The sequence below is a fragment of the Pseudoalteromonas sp. NFXS39 genome (assembly GCF_040148775.1).
Lineage (GTDB): Bacteria > Pseudomonadota > Gammaproteobacteria > Enterobacterales > Alteromonadaceae > Pseudoalteromonas > Pseudoalteromonas apostichopi.
The window spans coordinates 157,251-179,175 of record NZ_JAGDEC010000004.1 but is presented as its reverse complement, the minus strand read 5'-3'; the positions used below and the strand labels follow the sequence as shown (position 1 = coordinate 179,175).

General features: G+C 38.5%; 19 protein-coding genes. 8 read left to right on the top strand and 11 right to left on the bottom strand.

What is annotated here, in order from left to right; all coding sequences use genetic code 11:
* Positions 1-73: 73 nt before the first annotated feature.
* A complete protein-coding gene (locus tag J3455_RS09365; protein WP_349561595.1) occupies positions 74-649 on the top strand; it encodes a hypothetical protein in 576 nt (191 codons plus the stop codon).
* 125 nt (positions 650-774) lie between these two features.
* A complete protein-coding gene (locus J3455_RS09360) occupies positions 775-1,155 on the top strand; it encodes a hypothetical protein (protein ID WP_130051313.1) in 381 nt (126 codons plus the stop codon).
* Between the two features lie 13 nt (positions 1,156-1,168).
* Here the strand turns inward: J3455_RS09360 and J3455_RS09355 are convergent, their stop codons facing one another.
* Both J3455_RS09355 and J3455_RS09350 read right to left on the bottom strand, forming a co-directional pair.
* Positions 1,169-1,588: a hypothetical protein gene (locus tag J3455_RS09355; RefSeq protein WP_349561594.1), complete on the bottom strand. Its 420-nt coding sequence runs from the start codon at positions 1,586-1,588 to the stop codon at positions 1,169-1,171.
* Positions 1,589-1,671: 83 nt separating this feature from the next.
* On the bottom strand, positions 1,672-2,613 hold the full coding sequence (locus tag J3455_RS09350; RefSeq protein WP_349561593.1) for a sodium-dependent bicarbonate transport family permease: 942 nt from the start codon (positions 2,611-2,613) through the stop codon (positions 1,672-1,674).
* Between the two features lie 109 nt (positions 2,614-2,722).
* Between J3455_RS09350 and J3455_RS09345 the strand changes: the two genes are divergently transcribed.
* Complete coding sequence (locus J3455_RS09345) at positions 2,723-3,697, top strand: LysR family transcriptional regulator (RefSeq protein ID WP_297330539.1); 975 nt, start codon at positions 2,723-2,725, stop codon at positions 3,695-3,697.
* On the opposite strand, the gene J3455_RS09340 is transcribed toward J3455_RS09345, so the two are convergent.
* The 3 genes from J3455_RS09340 to J3455_RS09330 form a co-directional block, all read right to left on the bottom strand.
* Entirely contained in the window at positions 3,694-4,836 is a 1,143-nt protein-coding gene (locus J3455_RS09340; RefSeq protein ID WP_167657829.1) for a GGDEF domain-containing protein, read from the bottom strand. The two genes, J3455_RS09345 and J3455_RS09340, sit on opposite strands and share 4 nt — an antisense overlap.
* An 81-nt stretch (positions 4,837-4,917) precedes the next feature.
* A complete protein-coding gene (locus J3455_RS09335; protein WP_130051318.1) occupies positions 4,918-5,811 on the bottom strand; it encodes a TIGR01777 family oxidoreductase in 894 nt (297 codons plus the stop codon).
* 88 nt (positions 5,812-5,899) lie between these two features.
* Positions 5,900-7,198, bottom strand: a complete 1,299-nt coding sequence (locus J3455_RS09330; protein WP_250660973.1) for a diguanylate cyclase domain-containing protein — start codon at positions 7,196-7,198, stop codon at positions 5,900-5,902.
* Positions 7,199-7,411: 213 nt separating this feature from the next.
* Here J3455_RS09330 and J3455_RS09325 point away from each other — a divergent pair, with 213 nt between their 5' ends.
* From J3455_RS09325 to J3455_RS09315, 3 genes are all read left to right on the top strand, one after another.
* A complete protein-coding gene (locus J3455_RS09325) occupies positions 7,412-9,430 on the top strand; it encodes a hybrid sensor histidine kinase/response regulator (RefSeq protein ID WP_239978117.1) in 2,019 nt (672 codons plus the stop codon).
* A 126-nt stretch (positions 9,431-9,556) separates the two neighbouring features.
* A complete protein-coding gene (locus J3455_RS09320) occupies positions 9,557-10,825 on the top strand; it encodes an ABC transporter substrate-binding protein (protein WP_349561592.1) in 1,269 nt (422 codons plus the stop codon).
* 9 nt (positions 10,826-10,834) lie between these two features.
* Entirely contained in the window at positions 10,835-13,117 is a 2,283-nt protein-coding gene (locus J3455_RS09315) for an ATP-binding protein (protein WP_349561591.1), read from the top strand.
* 119 nt (positions 13,118-13,236) lie between these two features.
* On the opposite strand, the gene J3455_RS09310 is transcribed toward J3455_RS09315, so the two are convergent.
* Positions 13,237-15,459, bottom strand: coding sequence for an NADP-dependent isocitrate dehydrogenase (locus tag J3455_RS09310; RefSeq protein WP_349561590.1), 2,223 nt, complete (start codon positions 15,457-15,459; stop codon positions 13,237-13,239).
* A gap of 439 nt (positions 15,460-15,898) precedes the next feature.
* The gene (gene cspD, locus J3455_RS09305) at positions 15,899-16,114 is read right to left on the bottom strand and encodes a cold shock domain-containing protein CspD (protein WP_036968098.1); all 216 of its coding nucleotides are present in this window, start codon (positions 16,112-16,114) and stop codon (positions 15,899-15,901) included.
* Between the two features lie 209 nt (positions 16,115-16,323).
* Here cspD and clpS point away from each other — a divergent pair, with 209 nt between their 5' ends.
* Positions 16,324-16,632 carry an ATP-dependent Clp protease adapter ClpS gene (gene clpS / locus J3455_RS09300; protein WP_175580379.1) on the top strand — a complete coding sequence of 103 codons (309 nt, stop codon included), beginning with the start codon at positions 16,324-16,326 and terminating at the stop codon, positions 16,630-16,632.
* A gap of 69 nt (positions 16,633-16,701) precedes the next feature.
* Positions 16,702-18,966, top strand: coding sequence for an ATP-dependent Clp protease ATP-binding subunit ClpA (clpA, locus tag J3455_RS09295; protein WP_349561589.1), 2,265 nt, complete (start codon positions 16,702-16,704; stop codon positions 18,964-18,966).
* A 176-nt stretch (positions 18,967-19,142) separates the two neighbouring features.
* Here clpA and infA read toward each other — a convergent pair whose 3' ends face one another.
* The 4 genes from infA to trxB form a co-directional block, all read right to left on the bottom strand.
* Positions 19,143-19,361 (bottom strand): translation initiation factor IF-1, encoded by a 219-nt coding sequence (gene infA, locus J3455_RS09290; protein ID WP_002962494.1) that lies wholly within the window; start codon positions 19,359-19,361, stop codon positions 19,143-19,145.
* A gap of 90 nt (positions 19,362-19,451) precedes the next feature.
* Entirely contained in the window at positions 19,452-20,156 is a 705-nt protein-coding gene (locus J3455_RS09285) for an arginyltransferase (protein ID WP_239978021.1), read from the bottom strand.
* Positions 20,149-20,865: a leucyl/phenylalanyl-tRNA--protein transferase gene (aat, locus tag J3455_RS09280; RefSeq protein WP_167657837.1), complete on the bottom strand. Its 717-nt coding sequence runs from the start codon at positions 20,863-20,865 to the stop codon at positions 20,149-20,151. Before aat ends, J3455_RS09285 begins: the two co-directional genes overlap by 8 nt.
* Positions 20,866-20,971: 106 nt before the next feature.
* Positions 20,972-21,922, bottom strand: coding sequence for a thioredoxin-disulfide reductase (gene trxB, locus J3455_RS09275; protein WP_054551466.1), 951 nt, complete (start codon positions 21,920-21,922; stop codon positions 20,972-20,974).
* Positions 21,923-21,925: the final 3 nt, after the last annotated feature.

The following is a 21,925-nucleotide window of genomic DNA, read 5'->3' as shown; positions in this document are numbered from 1 at the left end:
AAATAACCAGCTCAAACAGCTGGTTTTTTTTGCTTCATAGTAATATCCTAATGTTTGGTACAAAGGGTAAACTATGTTTGAATACTTAGCAGAATTATACAATAAGGCATTACTAGTCAGTGAAAACAGAGAAGTGTTTTCATATCAAGTACTCATATCATTGTCTTACCTTTTAGCTCTCATACTATCAATGGTAAGAGCGGTTAAAGATAAAGAATTATTCAGTGACTTTTTAACAATAGCAGTTGTCGTCACGAAATATATGCTTACAACATTATTGATGGAGTATGCATTAACATATATTCAGGAAAATCATGCTGTTGATAATGTTCAAAATGTTTACCTTGCTTTGAGCGCTACTTCTTTGTTTAGCATGTATGTGCTTGCAAAACTTCATAAAAAGTTTAGCTATAAATTTGGCTTACTCTTCTTTTGTGTATTCAAACTTACCATAGTTATTGCTATAGCTCACTTTGTACTTTGGTTTAAATTTGTAGTCTTAGATATTCAAGCTGAGCACGCTTACATACACTACATGTATAGCTTTATTGTGCTTTACATAAGTATTGCTCTTGCAGTGGTGATGTTGTTTCCTGGTCTTCTAAAAACTAGGTTAAAACTTTTGCTTAGTCCAAGTTGGCCGCTTTGAACAAAAAGTTAACATGAATTAATTGATGGTTTTCAGTCCCATACTAAAATTTATAATGCTTTTTCCTGATGTATTACGGACCAAGTTTGGGTGTATAGTAACATTTAGTTTACCGAGGGATCGTAATGCTTGAACTAATTTATATAGCCATTGCTGTTTTAGCCATCTTGCTGATTGCAAGTACATGGTTGATTGCGCGCAAGAATATCTTTGAAGATCAAATCAGGTCAAAGTCTGTTGAGGTGGTTTGGTGCACGTTGCAAGCCGAGCACGAAACAGATATCAGCAAAGCAATTAAACTATTTAATAAAGCTGAAGAATTAAAAAATGAGGTTGCAGCTTTAATTGAAAATTCACCAACAGCAGCTCATTTTAAATTGGTAGAGCCAATGGGTTTTGATAGTGAAAGCCTAAAGGAGTTATCGCTTGGAGAGTTACAGCGATACTATGATGAGAAAAACAACATTTCCGACATTTACGACAAAATGTACAAAGGTAAGAATTAATTAAAAAGCCAGGTTATTTAACCTGGCTTTGTATTTTTAGCTCTTTTTCTATTTGTTCAAGCTGAATTTCTGCAAGTTGACTAAGTGCTTCTTGAGTTTGATTATCACCCTTAATTAACCCCGCTATAGATAGCTTTTTTATACTCTTGATAATACCGCTACTAACTGCTTCTAATAGTGGTCCATCGAGCGCGAGCGTTTTATGTTCGTAACCATTAAGTAATGAATCAAAGCTAACTTGCGTAGCTTTAGTCACTTTATCAATCAATTGATAAGGCACTGAAGCAAGTTTGATACTTTGCACACAAAAACCAGGCGTTAACGATAAATGTTGCTCTAACTCAGCATTGTTTTGCACCTCACAAAGCTTACATAAGCGCATAAAAATATCACTTACATGCTGTTGCTCGGCGCTGAGCGTTTGATTGAACATAGCATGTCCTTGCACTGCTTTTTTATTTATATTAAACGACTTTTAAAAAAATCTCATGCATAAAGTGATAGTGAGTTAAATTTTTAACTCATGAATAATGCTATTTGATGATACATACCAATTCCAAGTAATACATTGAAAGGAAAGGTGATCCCTAAGGAACATAACATGGCTAAACCTATGTCTGCATCTGGAATAGCTGCTTTAATAGCCGCAGGAGCTGCAATATAAGAAGCGCTTGCAACAAGGCTTGCCAATATCACTACAGAGCCTAATTCCAGTTGTAGAGCTGTACCAACACAGACGCCAATGGCTCCTAATAGGTTAGGTGTTATAAGTGCGAATAATGCTAAACGCCAGTGATGCCATGGAATAGGGCGCAGTGTTTGCGCAGCCATTAAACCCATTTCCAGTAGGAATAATGCCAGAACAACTTTAAAACTGTTTGTTAAAAGGCTTGTTACTTGGCTACCTTGCTGTGTACCGTACATCATGCCGATAATTACACCACCAACAAGGAGTATCACGCTTTTGTTCGTTAGTGTTTCATGCCAAAGCGCTTTGAGCGAGAGGTTTTGCCCAGAGCCATTCCCAAGGCGACGGTATAGTAATAAGCCAACGATGATCGCTGGTAATTCAAGCATTACTAAATAAAGAGTGACTTCCGCACCAACATTTAACGAGTTAGATTCGGCAAAAGCTAAAGCGACCGCAAATGTACCTGCACTTACCGAACCATAATGTGCTGCGATACTTGCACTATTAGCAACAGATAAATTAAGCAGTTTGTTTAAAACAGGGTAAAGCATTAGTGGGATCAAACCGCCAAGTAGTAAAACAGCACCCATTTCAGGTAAAAGTTGCCAATGCAAATTGCCATGCAGCACCATACCACCTTTTAAACCAATGGTGAGCATTAACAATAGGCTAAGGGTTTCATAGGTCGCTTGCGGGATCTTTAGGTCAGAGCGAAGTAATCCAGCTGTGACTCCTAAAACAAAAAACATTACAACAATATCAGGCACTTTGTTCTCCTCTAGGTTAAAAGCGACGCTATTTTAATTAAAAATTCACATAGTAAATAATTAAATAAATGATAATATCATATAGATAATTATCTATAGGTGTTTGTTAATGGACTTGAGACATATTTCTTTTCGTTTACTTGAAGTGTTTATGTGCGTAGTAAAAACACGCTCAATTAGTGAGACAGCAAGGCAATTACATTTAACTCAACCGACTGTATCGCAACAAATTAAACGCCTACAAGAAACCGTTAATGAACCTTTAGTGATGGTTAACCAGCAGCGTCTTCATGTTACTGAAGCTGGCTTCGCGTTATTTCAAACTTGTCAGCAGGTGTTTGGTCATTTTGATGATTATCAAGATTACTTAGCTGAGCTCAGAGGTGGTGAGCGCGGTCGCTGTAAAATTGCAATTGTGAATACTGCACAATATATTTTGCCGAAATTATTAGGTCCTTATAGTAACTTACACCCTCATGTTGAGCTGCCACTTGAAATTGGTAATCGTGCTGAGGTGCTTGCTCGATTCGAAAGAGGCGAAGATGATATCTATGTATTTAGTCATCCCCCCTCATTAGAGCACGCCAAGGCTGGCCGGTTTTTACAAAATCCATTGGTATTTATTGCGCCAACTAATCACCCGCTTGTAAGTAAAAACAACGTTACATTGCATGATTTAATCTCAGAACGATTTTTACTTCGAGAGCAGGGCTCTGCCACGCGAATGCTGTTTGAAAGCGAGCTACAAAGTCGGGGGGTTGTATTAAGTAATACAGTGCAAATGGCAAGTAATGAAGCTATTCGTGTTGCTGTCGGCTCTGGCATGGGTCTGGGAGTCGTGTCTCGTCATGTCTTACCACCACACGATAGCAGCTTTTGTATGCTAAATGTGCAAGATGTGAACTTAGCGAGTCATTGGTATTTTGTGGTACGAACCGATCGCCATTTGTCGCATGCTGCGCGAAATTTTTTAAAATTTGCCGAGTTAAATTTAGAGCAGTGCTTAGACAAAGTGTGGGTAAATAATGAGCTGAGTCAGCTAAATGCGAGCATTAATGTTCAGCTAGAAAAAAGGCATCATTAAAATGCCATTGTCACAACTTGGTTTCGGCCATTTAATTTAGCTTTGTATAAACCTTTATCGGCCTTTGCAAGTAGTTCATTTACATTATTAGTACCCGACTTGTGGGTGATTATACCAATGCTAATAGACAGATTAATTTCTTGGTTGTTATGGTGAAAGCTATCGTTGTGGATGGCTAAGCGAATTCTTTCAGATAGAATTTCACCCTTAACTTGACTGGTATTGGGTAGTATTACTGCAAACTCTTCACCACCTATTCTAGCAACTAAGTCGTGTTCACGAAGCTGGCTTTTAATCTTGTTCGCAACCCATTTGAGTGCTTCATCACCTGTTTCGTGACCATGTAGGTCATTTACTCTTTTAAAGAAGTCGATATCAATCATCAAAGCACAGAGTTCTGTAAGGCTGCTATTTGCTTTTTCTAAATAATTGTTACTAATAGTTATAAATGACCGGCGGTTTAATAAATCAGTTAATGGATCGCGATTAGCAAGGTCACTCAATGTTTGCTCAGATTCTAGAAACATTATTAGTGGCCAAATCATGGCTGTTAGGGTAGTGATAATGATATGACTTATCAGAATAACAGCTATTATTTGGTTTAAGTCTATGTTTAACAAACCTAGATAATCAGAAAGTAGCAGCAAAAACTGTATAGCCATGATTAAAGAATGAATTACAAAGCATACCTTGAGTAATGCTAAATGCATAATGCGCTTCACATGTAGCTCTTTAAGCGCGTAAGCAGCATAACCAAAGCATACGGCAATGATGGCCGTTGTGAGCAACTGACTTATTGGCAGATTATAAAGAGGAAGTAATATGGCAGAAGATGAAACTAGCACGAATGCACATGCACTTTGGTATTTTTTGTCAGACTGGCAATAAGCATGAATTCCTAATATTGCTGATAATGGTGCTGCAATAATTAGTAAATCGGCCAGATAGTGCGTAATTAAAGGAAAGTCAATAATAGCTCGTAGAGAGGCTGTAATTTGTGCGCATACAAAAATTAGACACGAGCTTCCCCAGTATAAATAGCTTGATTGTTGCCTTAGAAAGTATAAAGACAGTAAGAAAGCCCCAATAATCACATTCAATAAAATTGAAATGCTGATTATGGTGGGTAATTGCATCATGATTTTCCCTGAATAATCACTCGACTAATATCAGGTTAATTATTATGTATTAGTTACCTCTAATCAACCTAGACATAGTAATTATATTTTTAGACTTTCTAATGCTGGTTTTAATGTCGGGTAGTGGAATCGATAATTATGGCTTAGTAGCTTATTAGGGAGCACAAATTGACCGTAAAGCAGTAGATCAGACATTTCACCCATCATCATTTTTAACACCCAACTAGGCATACGCAACATAGCCGGACGCGAAATGACATTAGCTAATGTCTGGCTAAATTCATTATTATCAACAGGGTTAGGTGCAGTCGCGTTTATTGGCCCATGGATATTTTGATGTGAGAGAACAAAAAGGATTAGTTGGATCATGTCATCAATATGAATCCATGACATTCCTTGCTTTCCATGGCCTAATGGCCCACCTAAGCCAAACTTAAAAGCAGGAAGCATTTTACCAAGTGCACCACCTTGCTTAGCTAACACGATACCAGTACGAAGTAAGCACACCCGGGTTTTATCAGAATGTGCTTTCGTAGCTGCATGCTCCCAGTCTCGACAAAGAACGTGACTAAATTCAGGGTAAATATCATTGAAGCTCTCATCAATCGGCTGATTATCTTGTCGTCCATAAAAACCAATAGCACTGCCTGAAATAAATGTATGGGGTGGAGATTCACATCGGCTAATTGCTTTAGAGATCTGTAAAGTAAGATTAATTCGACTATTAAGTAAAGTTTGCTTTTGAGACTCGCTCCAACGTTTATTAACGATAGGTTCACCAGCTAAGTTGATGATGGCATCAATTTCTTCAAAATTAACTTCATCTAGTGACTTCACAGTATGCACTTGATGAGTCAGGATTACGGCTGCTTGAATTGGGTTGCGAGTAAGTACAGTGACTTTATGATGGTTTAATAAGAAAGGGCACAAATGTCTACCAATAAGGCCTGTTCCACCGGTTAAAAAAATATGCATAGTGCTACCTTAATGAAAGTACTGTGTATTTTTTATACATTCTGATGAGTGTTTTTGCAAATTTATACGGATAAAGCAGTAATTTAGATTACTCTTTTTTTTCACCTTCTTGATAAATGTGATAACTCTTTTTAGGGTGTCTTTTAGATTTGTACATCGCCAGGTCAGCGAGTTCGAGTAGTTGCTTATACTCTGTACTGTGATCTGGGGCTAAGGCTACTCCAATACTAATTGAAATATTTATTGTGTGTTGTTCCAGCATAAAAGGATGATTGAAGCACTCCAATAGATGATCAATCATTGCATCAATAAATCTGCTTTTGGCTATATTATGCGTAACAATAACAAATTCATCTCCTCCATAGCGATATACATCATCATCGGCTCTAACAGATGAAGTAATGCGTTTTGCGGTTTCTATTAGTATTTGATCCCCGATTAAATGACCATATTCATCATTAAGTTGTTTAAACTTATTTATATCAATGAATATAACCGCAAGCTTATTTTTTTCGGAGCAAAGGTTGATAGCATGCTTTAATGCTGGTTTTAATTCTGTACGGTTTAAAACTCCTGTTAGGTGATCGTGACTTGCCTGAAAGTTTAATTTTCTCGTTCGTTCATAAACAATGTCACTCATGCGTACAAAGCGTTTTATCAAGTAGCCTATTTCATCGTGGATATCAATTGTTAAAGCTTTCGGCTTTTCGCCTTTTTCAACCTGTTTGGTAATGTGTATTAATAGTTTGAGGGGTTTTAAAAGCTTAGAATTTATATAAAAGGCGCAAAACAATAATAAGATAATGGCTAGTGGAATTTGCATAGTGACGAAACGCGTAATAAAAATTTTGGATTCTTGGTATTCAGCATCTTGTTGTTCTAGTTTTGCTCGTGCCGTATCTTGAAATAGTTCAATCTGCGTGCGGATTTGATCCATAAACTGCTTACCTTTATTAGTTAACACAACGACTTTTGCTCTCTCAAGCGCAGAGGGTGTGCCCTGCAAAACAAGTTCAACAGTTAATGCCAACTCAGCTAGCTTTTTACTTATTAGTTCATCAATTAATGCAAGTGTATTCTTTTGCTCTGGGTTGTTTATGGTTAGCTTATTGATGTTTAGAAAATGTTCTTTTACTTGATCAAGAGCAGAGTAATAGGGCGTTAAATAACTGATGTCTTGTGTTAATAAATAGCCTCGTTGACCTGTTTCAGCGTTTATGAGTTGCTTGTAAAGCTTTTCTGACTCATCAAGTACATCATGAGTGCGGATCACTGTTTCAAGCTTAGCCTGACCCTCTTTATCTAATAAATAGATGATAAAGGTATTAGCTACTATCACTAATAAAACAGTTGACAGTAAAAGGGTGAATTTGGCTCTAAGCGACATTGAAATGGTAAGTGCCTACAATTACTAACTTTAATAATAAAGTATTGACTAAGCATAGAGTTTTGCCAGTTTATCAATAAAAATAGTCATTTTAATGATATTTTATAACGTATTTGGCAAGTTTAGGCTGTTTACCTCTTTTTAAGTGAACACTCAATAAATTATTGATATGCTGTTTTGACAATATGTAGTTTTAAGTAACAAGGAGTGACTGTGAACTTTCTGCGCCAATTTCACGATATAGTATCCAACCAAGAAATTGATTTTTCAAACAAAGTAACCAAGCTGTTAAAGTTTGGTTTAGACGTTTTTAATCTTGAGTTTGCTATTGTGAGTCGGGTAGATGGTCAGGTTTATACGGTCATTCATGCTCTTACTCCTGATAATGCGATTGCTGTTGGTACGCAATTTGATGTCTCGGGAACTTATTGTGCTCATACCCTTGAAGCCAATAAGGCGCTCTCATTTCATCACGCTTCAAAAAGCCCTATTGCAGAGCACCCTTGTTATGTCAATTTTCAACTCGAATCATACATTGGCGCCCCTATTTTTGTTGGCAAAAAAGTATTTGGTACCGTTAATTTCTCAGCACCTAATGTATCAAAACCGTTCAATGAAGAATCACATGATTATGTTGAGCTATTTGCTCAGTGGCTAGGCAATGAACTGGCACGTAATGCATCGTCTGAACGGTTATTAAAAAAGAACTATATGTTAGCGCAAGTTGAAGAAGTTGCTCGTATTGGTTCTTGGGAGTTCGACCTGCTAGAAAATAAGCTGTACTGGAGTAAACAAACTAAAGCCATCCATGAGGTTCCTGCTGATTATGCACCTAACCTCGAAACTGCTATTAAGTTTTATAAAGAAGGCGAAAGTCGTAATGCAATACAACAAGTTGTTAAAGAAGCGGTTGAGCTAGGAAAGGATTGGAATCTTGAAATTGAATTGGTTACGGCTAAAGGTAATATTGTTTGGGTGTCAACCTATGGTGAAGCAGAATTTGAGAACAACCAGTGCGTTCGATTAATCGGGACGTTTCAGGATATTACTAAAGAAGTATTGCTGCGCGAAGAGCTCAAAAAGCAAAAAGCTGATGCACTGCGAACACTTGAAGAGCGCAGCATCTTGCTGGCCAAAATTAGTCATGAATTGCGCACGCCGCTCAATGGTATTGTAGGCATGCTTACGACACTTCTATATGAAAAGTCAGAGCAAAAACGTGAAGAAAAACTCAAAGTTGCACTGCGAAGTGCTGATATTTTGTTAAACATCATTAACGAAGTACTCGACTTTTCTAAGATAAATCATGGTGAACTCAAATTAGAGCCTAGTCACTTTTTATTAAAAACAATTTTTGTTGATTTAGCGTCGTTATATTTACCTTTATATCAAGAAAAGAATCTTAATTTTGAGGTCGATATTGATATTAGTGATGAATGTTGGACTTATTGCGATAATACTCGTATCACTCAAATTTTGTCTAACTTACTTAGCAATGCATTAAAGTTTACTGAGCAAGGTACTATTAAACTAAACGTATCGGCTAAACCGCAAAATGGCGATGTGATCTTAAATATGCGAGTCAGCGATACAGGCATTGGTATGACTGAAACCTTTATGAAATCACTGTTTTCGCCTTTTACCCAAGAGCAAGATAAAGATCGTAATAAAGGCGGAACAGGCCTAGGTCTTGCTATTGTAAAAGAGCTCATTGACTACATGGGTGGCACGATAAAGGTCAGCAGCGAATATCTAAAAGGTAGTTGCTTTGATATTCAATTACCTCTAAAGCTTGGGCAGCCACAATCACATGATACGCTACATGCCAGTGATATCGACTTTTCAACCTTGCCTTTATCGATATTAGTTGTTGATGACAACCAAATTAATCGCTTCGTGTTGAAAGCTCATTTAGAGAAGTTGGGCTTGACTGCTGATTATGCTTGCGATGGAATTGATGCGGTAAATAAGTGCAAACAAAATAACTACAACTTGATTTTTATGGATTGTGTTATGCCTGAAATGGACGGTATTGAAGCAACACGGGTTTTGAGAAATGAAAAAATATGCCCGACAGATAAAACTTTTATCATTGCTTTGACTGCAAATACCTCTGCGGATGATAAAGCTGCCTGTAAAGAAGCAGGAATGGATTTATTTGTTTCTAAGCCAGTTAAAAATACGGCCATTGAACAAGCAATTGCGAGTGCAAAAGAACATTTTTTAATCTAGCTAACTGTGGTTGGCTTATGATTCAACTGCATTGGGTATTTTCTATATTGTAAATTTATACTTACTTTAGGTAATTTCCAAATTTAACCTATACTTTTAACGGGCTTAACATATTGGGAATGCTAAATGGACCACTCTGATAACCGCCGAGATTTTCTTAAAACGTTAGGGGCTGGTGCTGTTGCATCAACACTTGCTTTTAAAGTCCCCTATGTATTCGCTAAAAGCACTCCTACTATTAGAGTGATGGGCACCCATGTTACGTTACAAGAAGAACTTAGGCAAAAAGCCATGCTTGAGCTGGGTATTAATATTGAGTTTACGCCAATGGGCAGTGCAGCTGTGTTGCAAAAAGCGGCTGCAGATCCAAGTAGCTTTGATTTATACGAGCAATGGTCAGATTCAATTAACATTTTATGGCAAGCTGGCGCTATTCAACCTATTGAAACTGAGCGGTTAAGGTATTGGCATGAAATTAACCCTCTTTCTAAAACAGGAAAAATTGCTCCTGACGCTAAATTAGGTGCTGGTGATTCACCTAATAAACTGCTTTATGTACAAGCAGATGGCACGCTTTCAACTACACCAACTAATGCAATTAGTTTCATGCCTTATGTGCATAACGTTGATTCCTTTGGTTACAACACACAGTTCATAGAAAAGGGTACCCCATACGAAACAGAGTCATGGTCTTGGTTACTCGACGATAAGAATAAAGGCAAAGTAGCGCTAGTAAATGCACCAACTATCGGTATTTTTGATGCGGCATTGGCTGCCCAAGCGCAAGGCCTGATGACGTTTAAAGATATGGGAAATATGAGCATTAGTGAGATTGATCAGTTGTTCGCTATCTTGCAACATAAGAAACGAGAAGGTCACTTTGCTGGATTTTGGACTTCGGTGCCGCAATCTGTCGACTTCATGAAAATGAAACGAGTCACTATTCAAAGCATGTTTTCGCCAGGTGTTAGTGCATGTAAAGGCCAAGGTATTCCAGTTGTTTATGCTTCCCCCAAAGAAGGCTATCGTGCATGGCATGGGGTAATGTGTTTATCTGCCAATACCCAAGGGTATGTTAAAGATGCTGCCTATGAGTACATGAATTGGTGGCTGTCGGGCTATCCGGGAGCGTTTATCGCAAGGCAAGGGTATTACATTTCTAACCCTGAGCGCAGCAAGCCACTGATGTCAAAGCCTGAATGGCAATATTGGTACGAAGGGCAAGAAGCATCCACTGATTTACGAGGAACAGACGGAAAAATTTCGGTTCAAGCTGGTCAGGTACGTGATGGAGGTAGCTACATTAAGCGCTTTTCGAACATAGCTGTATGGAATACGGTTATGCCTAATTATGATTACAGTTTAGATAAATGGTATGAATTACTAAATTCATAAGGAAGTACTTTGCTGACATTTATTTCTCGGTCATTAGCGGCCAAGGTGTTATTAGCGTTGACGCTAGTTTTACTTGCAATGGGAGCGAGTTACATTGTTCTGAGTAAACGGCTACAAAGCATTGAAGCTTCTATTAACGATATAAGCCGTATTAGTAACTATGCAGTTGGGATTTTGCGCATCAACAAGGATATTGTTGAAATTCAGCGAGATATCTCGGTTTATGGGGTTTCAGGAAGCAAAACAGTATTCAGTAAAATAATAGAAAACTTTAAAAGTATAAAAGTACGCTTAGAGAGTGTCGATTTAAAAAGTGACGAACTTGAAAACCAAGTTTACCTAGACTCGATGACACAGCTTATAACTAGGTATGGCGATAATTTGAGTGTGCTTGCTAAACGTTATGAGATAAAAAAAGAGCTTACCGACGACAAACTTCCTAATATTTATTTCCAAGCCATTAATTATCTAAACACCCTTAAATTAAACACTGCTTCAAGCGAAGAAAAGTTAGCTATCTCAGAGCAGCTGAACGTTTGGCATGAGTTACATCGAGATGCCTCATTGTTTCTTGCGAAAAAAGATTACTCAAAAAGAGCGGCGGTTAATAAAGCGCTTACTGTCTTATCAAATAATAGACTATCAAATACTAAATATATTAAAAGTAGTGAACTGGCTACAGCGTATCAAGAAGTTTTTTCCAAGGGAGTACAAGCTAATAGAAATTACTTGAGTTTAGTAAATGTTGTTATGGCTGGAGATGCAATTGAATTCAGTACGCTCGCAGATAAGTTGCGCGAGCAATCATTGACTCGATTACAAAAAATAAAAAGAGAAGCGCAAGATATAGTAATAAAGGCAGATCAAACACTTCGTTTTCTTTCTATAGGTATACTGATTTATATCATCGGGCTAGCTGCATTTTTCCACCTACAAATAACTCACTCAATAAAGCGTTTAACGATTAGCTTTCAACACTTTTTAGGAGGTGACTTATCTGCTCCTATTTATGATTTAAATCGTAAAGACGAAATTGGTGTGCTTGCAACTGCCGCTGATAGATTCCGTATATTGAGCCAAGACCTTACAGAGGCAAAAACAACAGCAGAGCATACAACGAAAGTAAAATCAGAATTCCTTGCGAACATGAGTCATGAAATTCGCACTCCTATGAATGGTATTCTCGGGATGGCACGTCAATTGAGGCGCACCACGTTAACACCTGAGCAAGTGAAGATGCTAAATATCATTCAATCCTCAGGGTCTGGTTTATTAGTGATCATCAATGATATTTTAGATATTAGTAAGATTGAAGCTTCTAAGATTGAGCTAGAATCGATACCAGTGCATTTAAACTCTATGCTAGATGAGCTTATGCACTTATTTAAAGAGCAAGCTCAAAATAAACATATTAACTTCAATATCTCTATTGCCGAAGCACAGCAAGATTGTATTTTCTTTGCCGATGAAACCCGTTTAAAACAAGTGCTAATAAATCTATTAGGGAATGCGATTAAATTTACCGAAAAAGGAAGTGTTTCGCTTGATATAAGAATTAATCGAGGTCAGAGCGACAATCTAAAGATCAAATTCTCTGTGGTTGATACGGGAATTGGCATCGCGAAAGAAAATCTCAGCAAGCTTTTTGAAGCGTTTTCGCAAGCTGATACGTCAATTACACGGCGCTTCGGTGGCACAGGGCTTGGATTGGCTATATCAAGTAAATTACTAAATTTGATGGATGCTCCTTTGCATGTAGAAAGTGATTTAGGGCAGGGCTCTCACTTTTATTTTGAGTTAAAAACAACACAGGTTTTTGAGCAGTCTGAGTTTGAAGCCGCAAATATACAAGAAACCGAAGAGGAACAGGCAGACTTTTCATCACTTAATGTACTTGTAGTCGAAGACAATGATATTAACCAGGTCGTTATCGAAGCCATGTTGAATGAGTTCGGGATAAGAACTATAAAAATAGCAGGGGATGGTGAGCAGGCCGTAGCGCTATGTAAGGAAAATAGTCAGCAAAACAACTTTGATATTATTTTTATGGATATGCAGATGCCTGTACTTGATGGCCCTCAAGCTACCGTATTGATTAGAAAAATCCCCGCTTATGAAGATACGCCCATTATTGCATTAACAGCCAATGTGCTTGAGGCGGATAAGCAGCGATGTTTTGAAGCGGGAATGAGTGATTTTATTGCTAAACCAATAGACTACCAATGTGTGAAAACAGTTTTATTCAAGTGGTGTTTTAATGAGAATGACCGCTCTGAAAAGCAATCAAATTAGTGAAAACCTAACAGGTTCGTTAGTCACGAGAGCAAAAAAAAGAGTTATCTCTTTCGCGAATAAGCGCTTTGAGATAACTCTCTTGTAGCTAGTTAACTAGATAAATAAGATTTAAATAATTAAACAAGCTTAGCTAGAATGTCATTGAATGTTGAACTTGGACGCATTGCTTTAAATGCTAGCTCATCATTAGGTTGGTAATAACCACCTACACTCATAGCTGGACCTTGTGCATCGTTTAATTCATTAACGATTTGGTCTTTTTGAGACTCAAGATCAGCAGCAATTTGTGTGAACTGTGCTTTTAATTCCGCATCATCATTTTGTGCAGCAAGTTCTTGTGCCCAGAATAATGAAAGGAAGAAGTGCGAACCACGGTTATCAATCTCTTTCACTTTACGTGAAGGTGATTTGTTTTCAGCTAAGAATGTGCCTGTTGCTTTATCAAGTGTGTCAGCAAGCACTTGTGCTTTCTTGTTATCTGTATTAACCGCTAAATGCTCTAAAGAAGCAGCAAGGGCTAAGAACTCACCTAAAGAATCCCAACGTAAGTGATTTTCTTTTTCGAATTGTTGAACGTGCTTAGGCGCTGAACCACCTGCACCAGTTTCGAATAAACCGCCACCATTCATAAGTGGTACGATTGAAAGCATTTTAGCACTTGTACCAAGTTCAAGAATTGGGAATAAGTCAGTTAGGTAGTCTCGTAAAACGTTACCAGTTACTGAAATAGTGTCTTTACCTTCTTTGATACGCTCTAAAGAGAATTTAGTCGCTTCAACCGGCGCTAAGATATGGATCTCAAGACCATCAGTATCATGTTGAGGTAGATACGTGTTTACTTTTTTGATTAACTCAGCATCGTGTGCACGATTTTCGTCTAACCAGAAAACTGCCGGTGTGTTAGTTGCGCGAGCGCGGTTAACAGCAAGCTTAACCCAATCTTGGATTGGCGCGTCTTTTACCTGACACATACGCCAGATATCGCCTTGCTCAACAGCATGCTCTAGTAAAGTTGTACCAGCAGTATCAACAACACGGATAGTACCTGCAGCAGCTACTTCAAACGTTTTGTCATGTGAACCGTATTCTTCAGCTTTTTGTGCCATAAGACCAACGTTAGGTACGCTACCCATTGTTGTTGGATCGAATGCACCGTTTTCCTTACAGAAATCGATAGTTGCTTGGTAAACACCAGCGTAGCAACGATCTGGAATTACAAAGCTTGTGTCTTGTAATTTACCTTCGCTATTCCACATTTGACCGCTAGAACGAATTGCAGCAGGCATTGATGCATCGATGATCACATCACTTGGCACGTGAAGGTTAGTAATACCACGATCAGAATCAACCATAGCGATAGCTGGGTTGTTTTCATAAACCGCTTGGATATCTGCTTCAATTTCAGCTTTTTTAGCTGCATCTAGGCTTTCGATTTTTGAGAATACATCGCCGAAGCCGTTGTTTACGTCAACATCTAGCTCTTTGAAAAGATCAGCGTGTTTTGTGAATACGTCTTTGAAGAAAACTTTTACAGCGTGACCGAAGATGATTGGGTCAGACACTTTCATCATAGTTGCTTTCATGTGTAATGAGAACAACACGCCTTTGTCTTTTGCTGTTTGAATTTCTTTAGCAAGGAAAGCTTGAAGCTTAGCTGCGCTCATGCATGAAGCGTCAATTACTTCACCAGCCAGTAATGGTGTGCTTGCTTTAAGCACTGTGATGTCACCATTTTGTGCAACATGCTCGATACGTACGTCAGTAGCTTCTGCAACAGTGACTGATTTCTCAGAACCGAAGAAGTCACCTTCTTCCATGCTTGCAACGTAAGATTGAGAATCTTTGCTCCATGCACCCATTGAATGTGGGTTGTTACGAGCATACTCTTTAACTGAACTAGGTGCACGACGGTCAGAGTTACCTTCACGAAGTACAGGGTTTACAGCAGAGCCTTTGATTTTGTCGTAAGTTGCTTTAACTTTCTTTTCTTCATCAGTTTTTGGCTCTGATGGGTAGTCTGGTAACGCGTAACCTTTTTCTTGTAACTCTTTGATTACTGCACGTAGCTGAGGGATAGAAGCACTGATATTAGGTAGTTTGATAATGTTAGCTTCAGGTGTTTTTGCCATTTCACCTAATTCAGCAAGTGCATCATCAATACGTTGATCTTCAGTTAAGTACTCAGGGAAGTTTGCAATTACACGACCCGCTAATGAAATATCGCGAGTTTCAACTTCAACACCAGCAGCGTTAGTGTACGCTTGGATGATTGGTAACAATGAATACGTCGCAAGAGCTGGCGCTTCATCTGTTTTAGTATAGATAATTTTTGATGTCATCATCATTCCTAGATAGTTGGCGTAATGTTTGGTAATGACTGCTAACAGTAACCCTTAATTAGCCATATTCAACAATGCAATAGATAGCTTTGAAATACCAAGCTTAAAATTAAGTGCCTTGATAAAACAACAGCAAGCAGTCTGTTAGCTGTTGCAACTCAATACAAAGTATTAAAATAACCACAGCTGACAGACTGTAAAATTCTTATAGCTTAAATAAGCAAATTATGAAATTAGCCAAAAGCCTTACGTCAAAATGACGAAAAAGCTAAATTTAAGCAACAAGAGTGTAACAAGCTTGGCTCTAAAGGGCTAATAACAATTAAACAATTGGGGTTAAGAAATGTAATTTCAAGAGAAGTGTAAGGATATATTTAGAGCAGAAGAGTAAGCGAGGAACTTAACAAGGTCTCTCGCTTGATACTCGAATAGGTTTTACCTAGGAGATTTCATCGTTAGGCGCAATATTCGTTGCGTGTAACCCTTTTGGACCTTGTTGCAATTCGAATGTTACATCTTGACCAGCTTTAAGTGTTTTATAACCGTCCATTACAATCGTTGAGTAATGAGCGAATATATCAGTCTCGCTGCCGTCTTCTACGATGAAGCCAAAACCTTTGGCATTATTGAACCATTTGACTTTTCCACAAGCCATACTTCTACATCCTTCTATAAGTTGACTAATTTAGTTATTCTAAACCGTGTAATTTGCTAGACTGACTAATGATTAATCAATCTATATTTGACTGTAGTTTATTTAGCCAGTCAGTCAAGTGTTTTAGACTATTTTTTAACAATTTATTTATTTTTTTATTCAAGTTTGCTTGAGTTCTAAAGACAAGACTATATTTAATTATGAGTGGCATGAAAGATTCTGGTGTTATTGAAACAGTTCGCGATAGTGAAAAGCAAAAATTGCAACCACCGCGAAAATATAAAGTCATTTTAAATAATGACGATTACACGCCTATGGACTTTGTGATAGAAGTACTAATGACGTTTTTTAATATGGATAGCGATAGAGCAACAGATGTGATGCTTCAAGTTCATCATAATGGTAAAGCGATATGCGGTGTGTACAGCGCTGATGTAGCTCATACCAAAGTTGAACAAGTCAATCGTTACGCACGAGACAACGAGCATCCACTGCTTTGTAGTTGTGAGCAGGAATAAATACCAAGGTGGGTGATCAATTAGCCCGTCACAACGGTATATAAATATTATCTCAGTAAGGGGTTGCCAATGCTAAACAAAGACTTAGAACTAACCTTGAATGCGGCGTTTCGCGAAGCGAGAACACGTCGTCATGAATTTATGACCGTCGAGCATCTTTTACTTGCACTGCTCGATAACCCTTCTGCTGGAGAAGCGTTAAACGCCTGTGGCGTTGATATGAGCGCATTAAAAGTTGAGTTATCAGATTTTATTGATGAAACAACACCGGTGATTCCTGATCTTGAAGAAGACAGAGAAACACAACCGACGCTAGGTTTTCAACGTGTATTACAACGCGCTGTATTTCACGTGCAATCATCAGGGAAAAACGAAGTAACTGGTGTTAACGTGCTGGTTGCAATTTTTTCCGAGCAGGAAAGCCAAGCAGTTTATTTACTCAAAAAATCAGACATTAATCGTTTAGATATTGTTAACTTTATTTCACATGGTATTTCTAAAGCAGATGATGATATCGGTGGTGAAGACCATGATGATATTCATGATGAAGTACAAGAAGTACAAGGTGAAGAACCGACTAAGCTTGAAAACTTTACCACTAACCTGAATCAGCAAGCTATTGATGGCAATATTGATCCTTTAGTGGGTCGTGACAACGAAGTTGAACGTACGGTGCAAGTTTTATGTCGCCGTAAGAAAAATAATCCACTATTGGTTGGTGAAGCTGGGGTGGGTAAAACAGCGATTGCTGAAGGCCTTGCTTATCGTATTGTGAACAAGGAAGTACCTGAAGTGATTGCTGATGCAGTAGTTTACTCACTGGACATGGGTGCATTATTAGCGGGGACCAAATATCGTGGTGATTTTGAAAAACGCTTTAAATCACTATTAAAAGAGTTACAAGCTAAACCAGGTTCAATTTTATTCATTGATGAAATTCATACCATTATTGGTGCCGGTGCGGCATCGGGTGGCGTAATGGATGCATCAAACTTAATCAAGCCACTACTTTCAAGTGGTAAGCTACGCTGCATGGGTTCGACAACTTACAACGAGTTTAAGAACATCTTTGAAAAAGACCGTGCTTTAGTTCGTCGATTCCAAAAAATTGATGTGCTTGAACCAAGTGTTGCTGATACCACTAAAATTCTTAACGGCTTAAAAGAGCGTTATGAAGAACATCACGGTATTCGTTATACACAAAAAGCTTTAAAAGCCGCAGCAGAACTGAGTGCTAAATACATTAATGAACGTCACCTACCTGATAAGGCAATTGATGTCATCGATGAAGCAGGAGCTAATCAGCGTCTACAGCCTGTATCGAAGCGTAAGAAAACCATTGGTGTGGCTGATATTGAACTAATTGTGTCAAAAATGGCTCGTATTCCACAACAAAGCGTTTCTTCAAGTGATAAAGAAACACTGAAAAATCTTGACCGCAACCTGAAGATGCTGGTGTTTGGTCAAGATCAGTCAATCGATGCGCTCACTTCGGCAATACGTTTATCGCGTTCTGGTCTTGCAAACGAAGATAAACCGGTTGGTTCATTCTTGTTCGCTGGCCCAACAGGGGTTGGTAAAACAGAAGTTACTAAACAGCTTGCTAAGTGTATGGGTGTTGAGTTTATTCGCTTTGATATGTCTGAATATGTTGAAAGGCATGCGGTAAGTCGACTAATCGGCGCACCTCCAGGTTATGTTGGTTTTGAACAAGGTGGTTTACTTACTGAAGCTGTGATCAAAAACCCACATGCAGTTGTACTATTGGATGAGATAGAAAAAGCGCACTCAGATATTTATAATATTCTGTTGCAAGTAATGGATCATGGAACACTGACAGACAATAATGGCCGTAAAGCCGATTTCAGAAATGTGGTTGTAGTGATGACAACCAATGCAGGTGTTCAGGAAACAGTTCGTAAGTCGATTGGTTTCACTGAGCAAGATCACTCTCACGATGCAATGACTGAAATCAATAAAGTGTTTTCACCTGAATTTAGAAACCGTTTAGATAACATTATTTGGTTTAATCACCTTGAAAAAGAAGTTATTTTGCAAGTGGTTGATAAGTTTATTGTCGAATTGCAAGCACAACTTGATAAGAAATCAGTTAATCTTGAGCTAACTTCAAAAGCAAGAGAGTGGTTGGCTGACAAAGGCTATGATAAAGCTATGGGCGCGCGTCCAATGGCTCGTGTTATTCAAGATGAGCTTAAAAAGCCTCTAGCAAATGCAATTTTGTTTGGTGAGTTAGCTGATGGTGGTTCGGTTAAAGTATCGGTCAAAGATAAAAAAATTCATTTTGATTTTGAGATCAACCTAGAAACTGCTTAGCCTAATAAGTTAAGTACAAACAAAAAGCCCAGCTAATGCTGGGCTTTTTGTTTATTAAATGGAATTAAAACTAAGTTAGTTTTAACACCATTTAACAAACGCTTTTAGCTCTTTGTAATAAACACACCTGCTCATTCAAAGCAGCAAAAAGCTAAATCTCTCGTTAACGCACTAACTTAGCGAGCACGGAATACGATGCGACCTTTCGATAAATCGTAAGGAGTCATTTCTACGGTTACTTTGTCGCCAGTTAAGATGCGGATGTAGTTTTTTCGCATTTTACCAGAGATATGAGCCACAACAACGTGACCATTTTCTAGCTCAACTCGGAACATTGTATTTGGTAAAGTATCAAGGACCGTACCTTGCATTTCGATTACGTCTTCTTTCGCCATGTTTAGCGTAACACCTCTTTAATAGTTAAACGCTGCAGATTTTGCCGAAAATACTGCAATAAGTAAAGCTACAGGGCTCATTTTTGTAAATTAAATCGCCAACCACTGATCGCCAATGTGCTTTTGTGCAGGCAAAAATTGGGTTTTATATTTCATTTTATTGCATTCGTCGATTTGGTAACCCAAATAGACGAATTGTTTTGCTTGTTGTTTTGCAAATTTAATTTGCTCCATGATCATGATGCTACCAATACTGTACTGCTCATAATCAGGATCAAAAAATGTATAAATCGCAGAGACTGAGTTGCTCATACAGTCGGTTACAGCAACGGCAACTAACTTATCATCATCCCGTAACTCTATAAAAATTACAGGTAGCCATTGGCAAAACAAAAAGCTTTCGTACTGATTTTGATCAGGTGGAAACATAGAACCATCTTGGTGTCTTTGCGTGATATACTTGCAATATAACGGGTAGTACTCAGCCCGTTCGTAATCACTGTAGCTTACAGTAAATATATTTTTTGCTTTGTTTAGTTTACGTTTTTGAGATTTAGATGGAGTAAATTGCTGGGCTAATACGCGTACTGAGTTGCAAGCCTTACAAACAGGGCAATGAGGACGGTATATTTGGTCACCACTGCGCCTAAATCCCAATGCTAATAATTGCTCAAATTTATCAGGGCAATAACAACTTGGGTCAAGAATAACAAGTAGTTGCTCCTGACGGTCTGGTAAATAGCTGCAATCAAATTGCTGGCTTAAACCAAGCCTAGCGGGTAAGTGCTCAGTCATAAATATTAATCAACTCTTGTGGTTGCCACATATGTCTTTTAGGCACAAAACTGTGCGCTAATTTAAGTCTAGTTAAAAATTCCCTGCGTGGGATAACTTTTGCACCTAAAGTGATTAAATAAGGGTTTTCTAATTGGCAATCAATAAAATGAGCTTGGTGTTTCTTAAGCCAATTAACTAATGCCCACATTGCCAGTTTCGAACCATTACTGACTTCATGAAACATTGATTCACCACAAAATATACCGTTTTGCATGATGCCATACAGGCCAGCAACTAATTTATCTTCATGCCAAATTTCAAGGCTATGAGCGATACCTTGATGGTGTGCTTCGATATAGGCATGCATCATTTGCTCAGTGATCCAAGTTCCTTCTGCATCGATACGCTGTTCACGACAAGCATTGATAACGTGCGCAAATGCGTGATTAACAGTGACACGCACAGGAAAACGCTTTAAATACTTTTTTAAACTGCGGCTAACATGAAATTCATCTAGCTCAAGAATACCGCGCATACTAGGCGACCACCACATAATGGGTTCATAATCACTAAACCAAGGGAAAACACCTGTATTGTAGGCTCTTTGGATACGCTCAACTGATAGGTCACCCCCAATCGCCAACAGGCCATCAGGCTCATCAAGGGCTAATTCTGGATCTGGAAAATCAACTGTCTCGGGCGAGAGTTGGTAAAGTTGCTTGATCATATCAGCGTTATCGTTGTTATTTGTTCTAATTTTAACAAAATTTTAGTTATAAAAAAGGGGCTGTTTTTGCAACAGCCCCAGTAATTAGTGTTTTAGATCAACTAATTTATAGGTTATCTAAGAAACGTTCAGCATCAAGCGCAGCCATACAGCCAGTACCTGCTGATGTGATTGCTTGACGGTAAATGTGATCTGACACGTCACCTGCAGCAAATACACCTGGTACGCTTGTTTGCGTTGCGTTGCCGTTTAAGCCCGACTGAACTACTAAATAGCCGTCTTTCATTTCTAGCTGACCTTCAAACATGTCAGTATTTGGCTTATGGCCAATTGCAATGAATACACCCGCAAGATCTAGATTTTCTGTTTCTTCAGAATCAGTTGCTTTAATACGAATGCCAGTTACGCCCATTTCATCACCAAGCACTTCATCTAAAGTGCGGTTGTAATGTAAAACAACGTTACCGTTTTCTGCTTTTTCTTTTAAACGATCAGCTAAGATCTTTTCACTGCGGAAGCTATCACGACGGTGAATAACGTGAACCTCATCAGCAATGTTTGATAAATAAAGCGCTTCTTCAACAGCTGTGTTACCACCACCTACAACCGCTACTTTTTGACCGCGGTAGAAGAAACCATCACAGGTTGCACAAGCAGAAACACCACGACCTTGGAAGTTAGTTTCTGATTCTAAACCTAAGTATTTAGCAGATGCGCCTGTCGCGATAATTAATGCATCACAAGTATATGTGCCAGAGTCACCAGTTAAAGTGAAAGGGCGTTTTGATACATCAACTTTGTTGATATGATCAAAGACAATCTCAGTTTCGAAACGTTCAGCATGCTCTTTCATACGATCCATTAATGCAGGACCCGTTAAGCCGTGTGCATCGCCTGGCCAGTTTTCAACTTCAGTCGTCGTAGTCAACTGACCACCTTGTTGAATACCAGTGATAAGGACAGGGTTTAGGTTAGCTCGTGCTGCGTATACCGCTGCTGTGTAGCCCGCAGGGCCAGAACCTAAGATTAATAGTTTACAGTGTTTTGCGTCACTCATGTT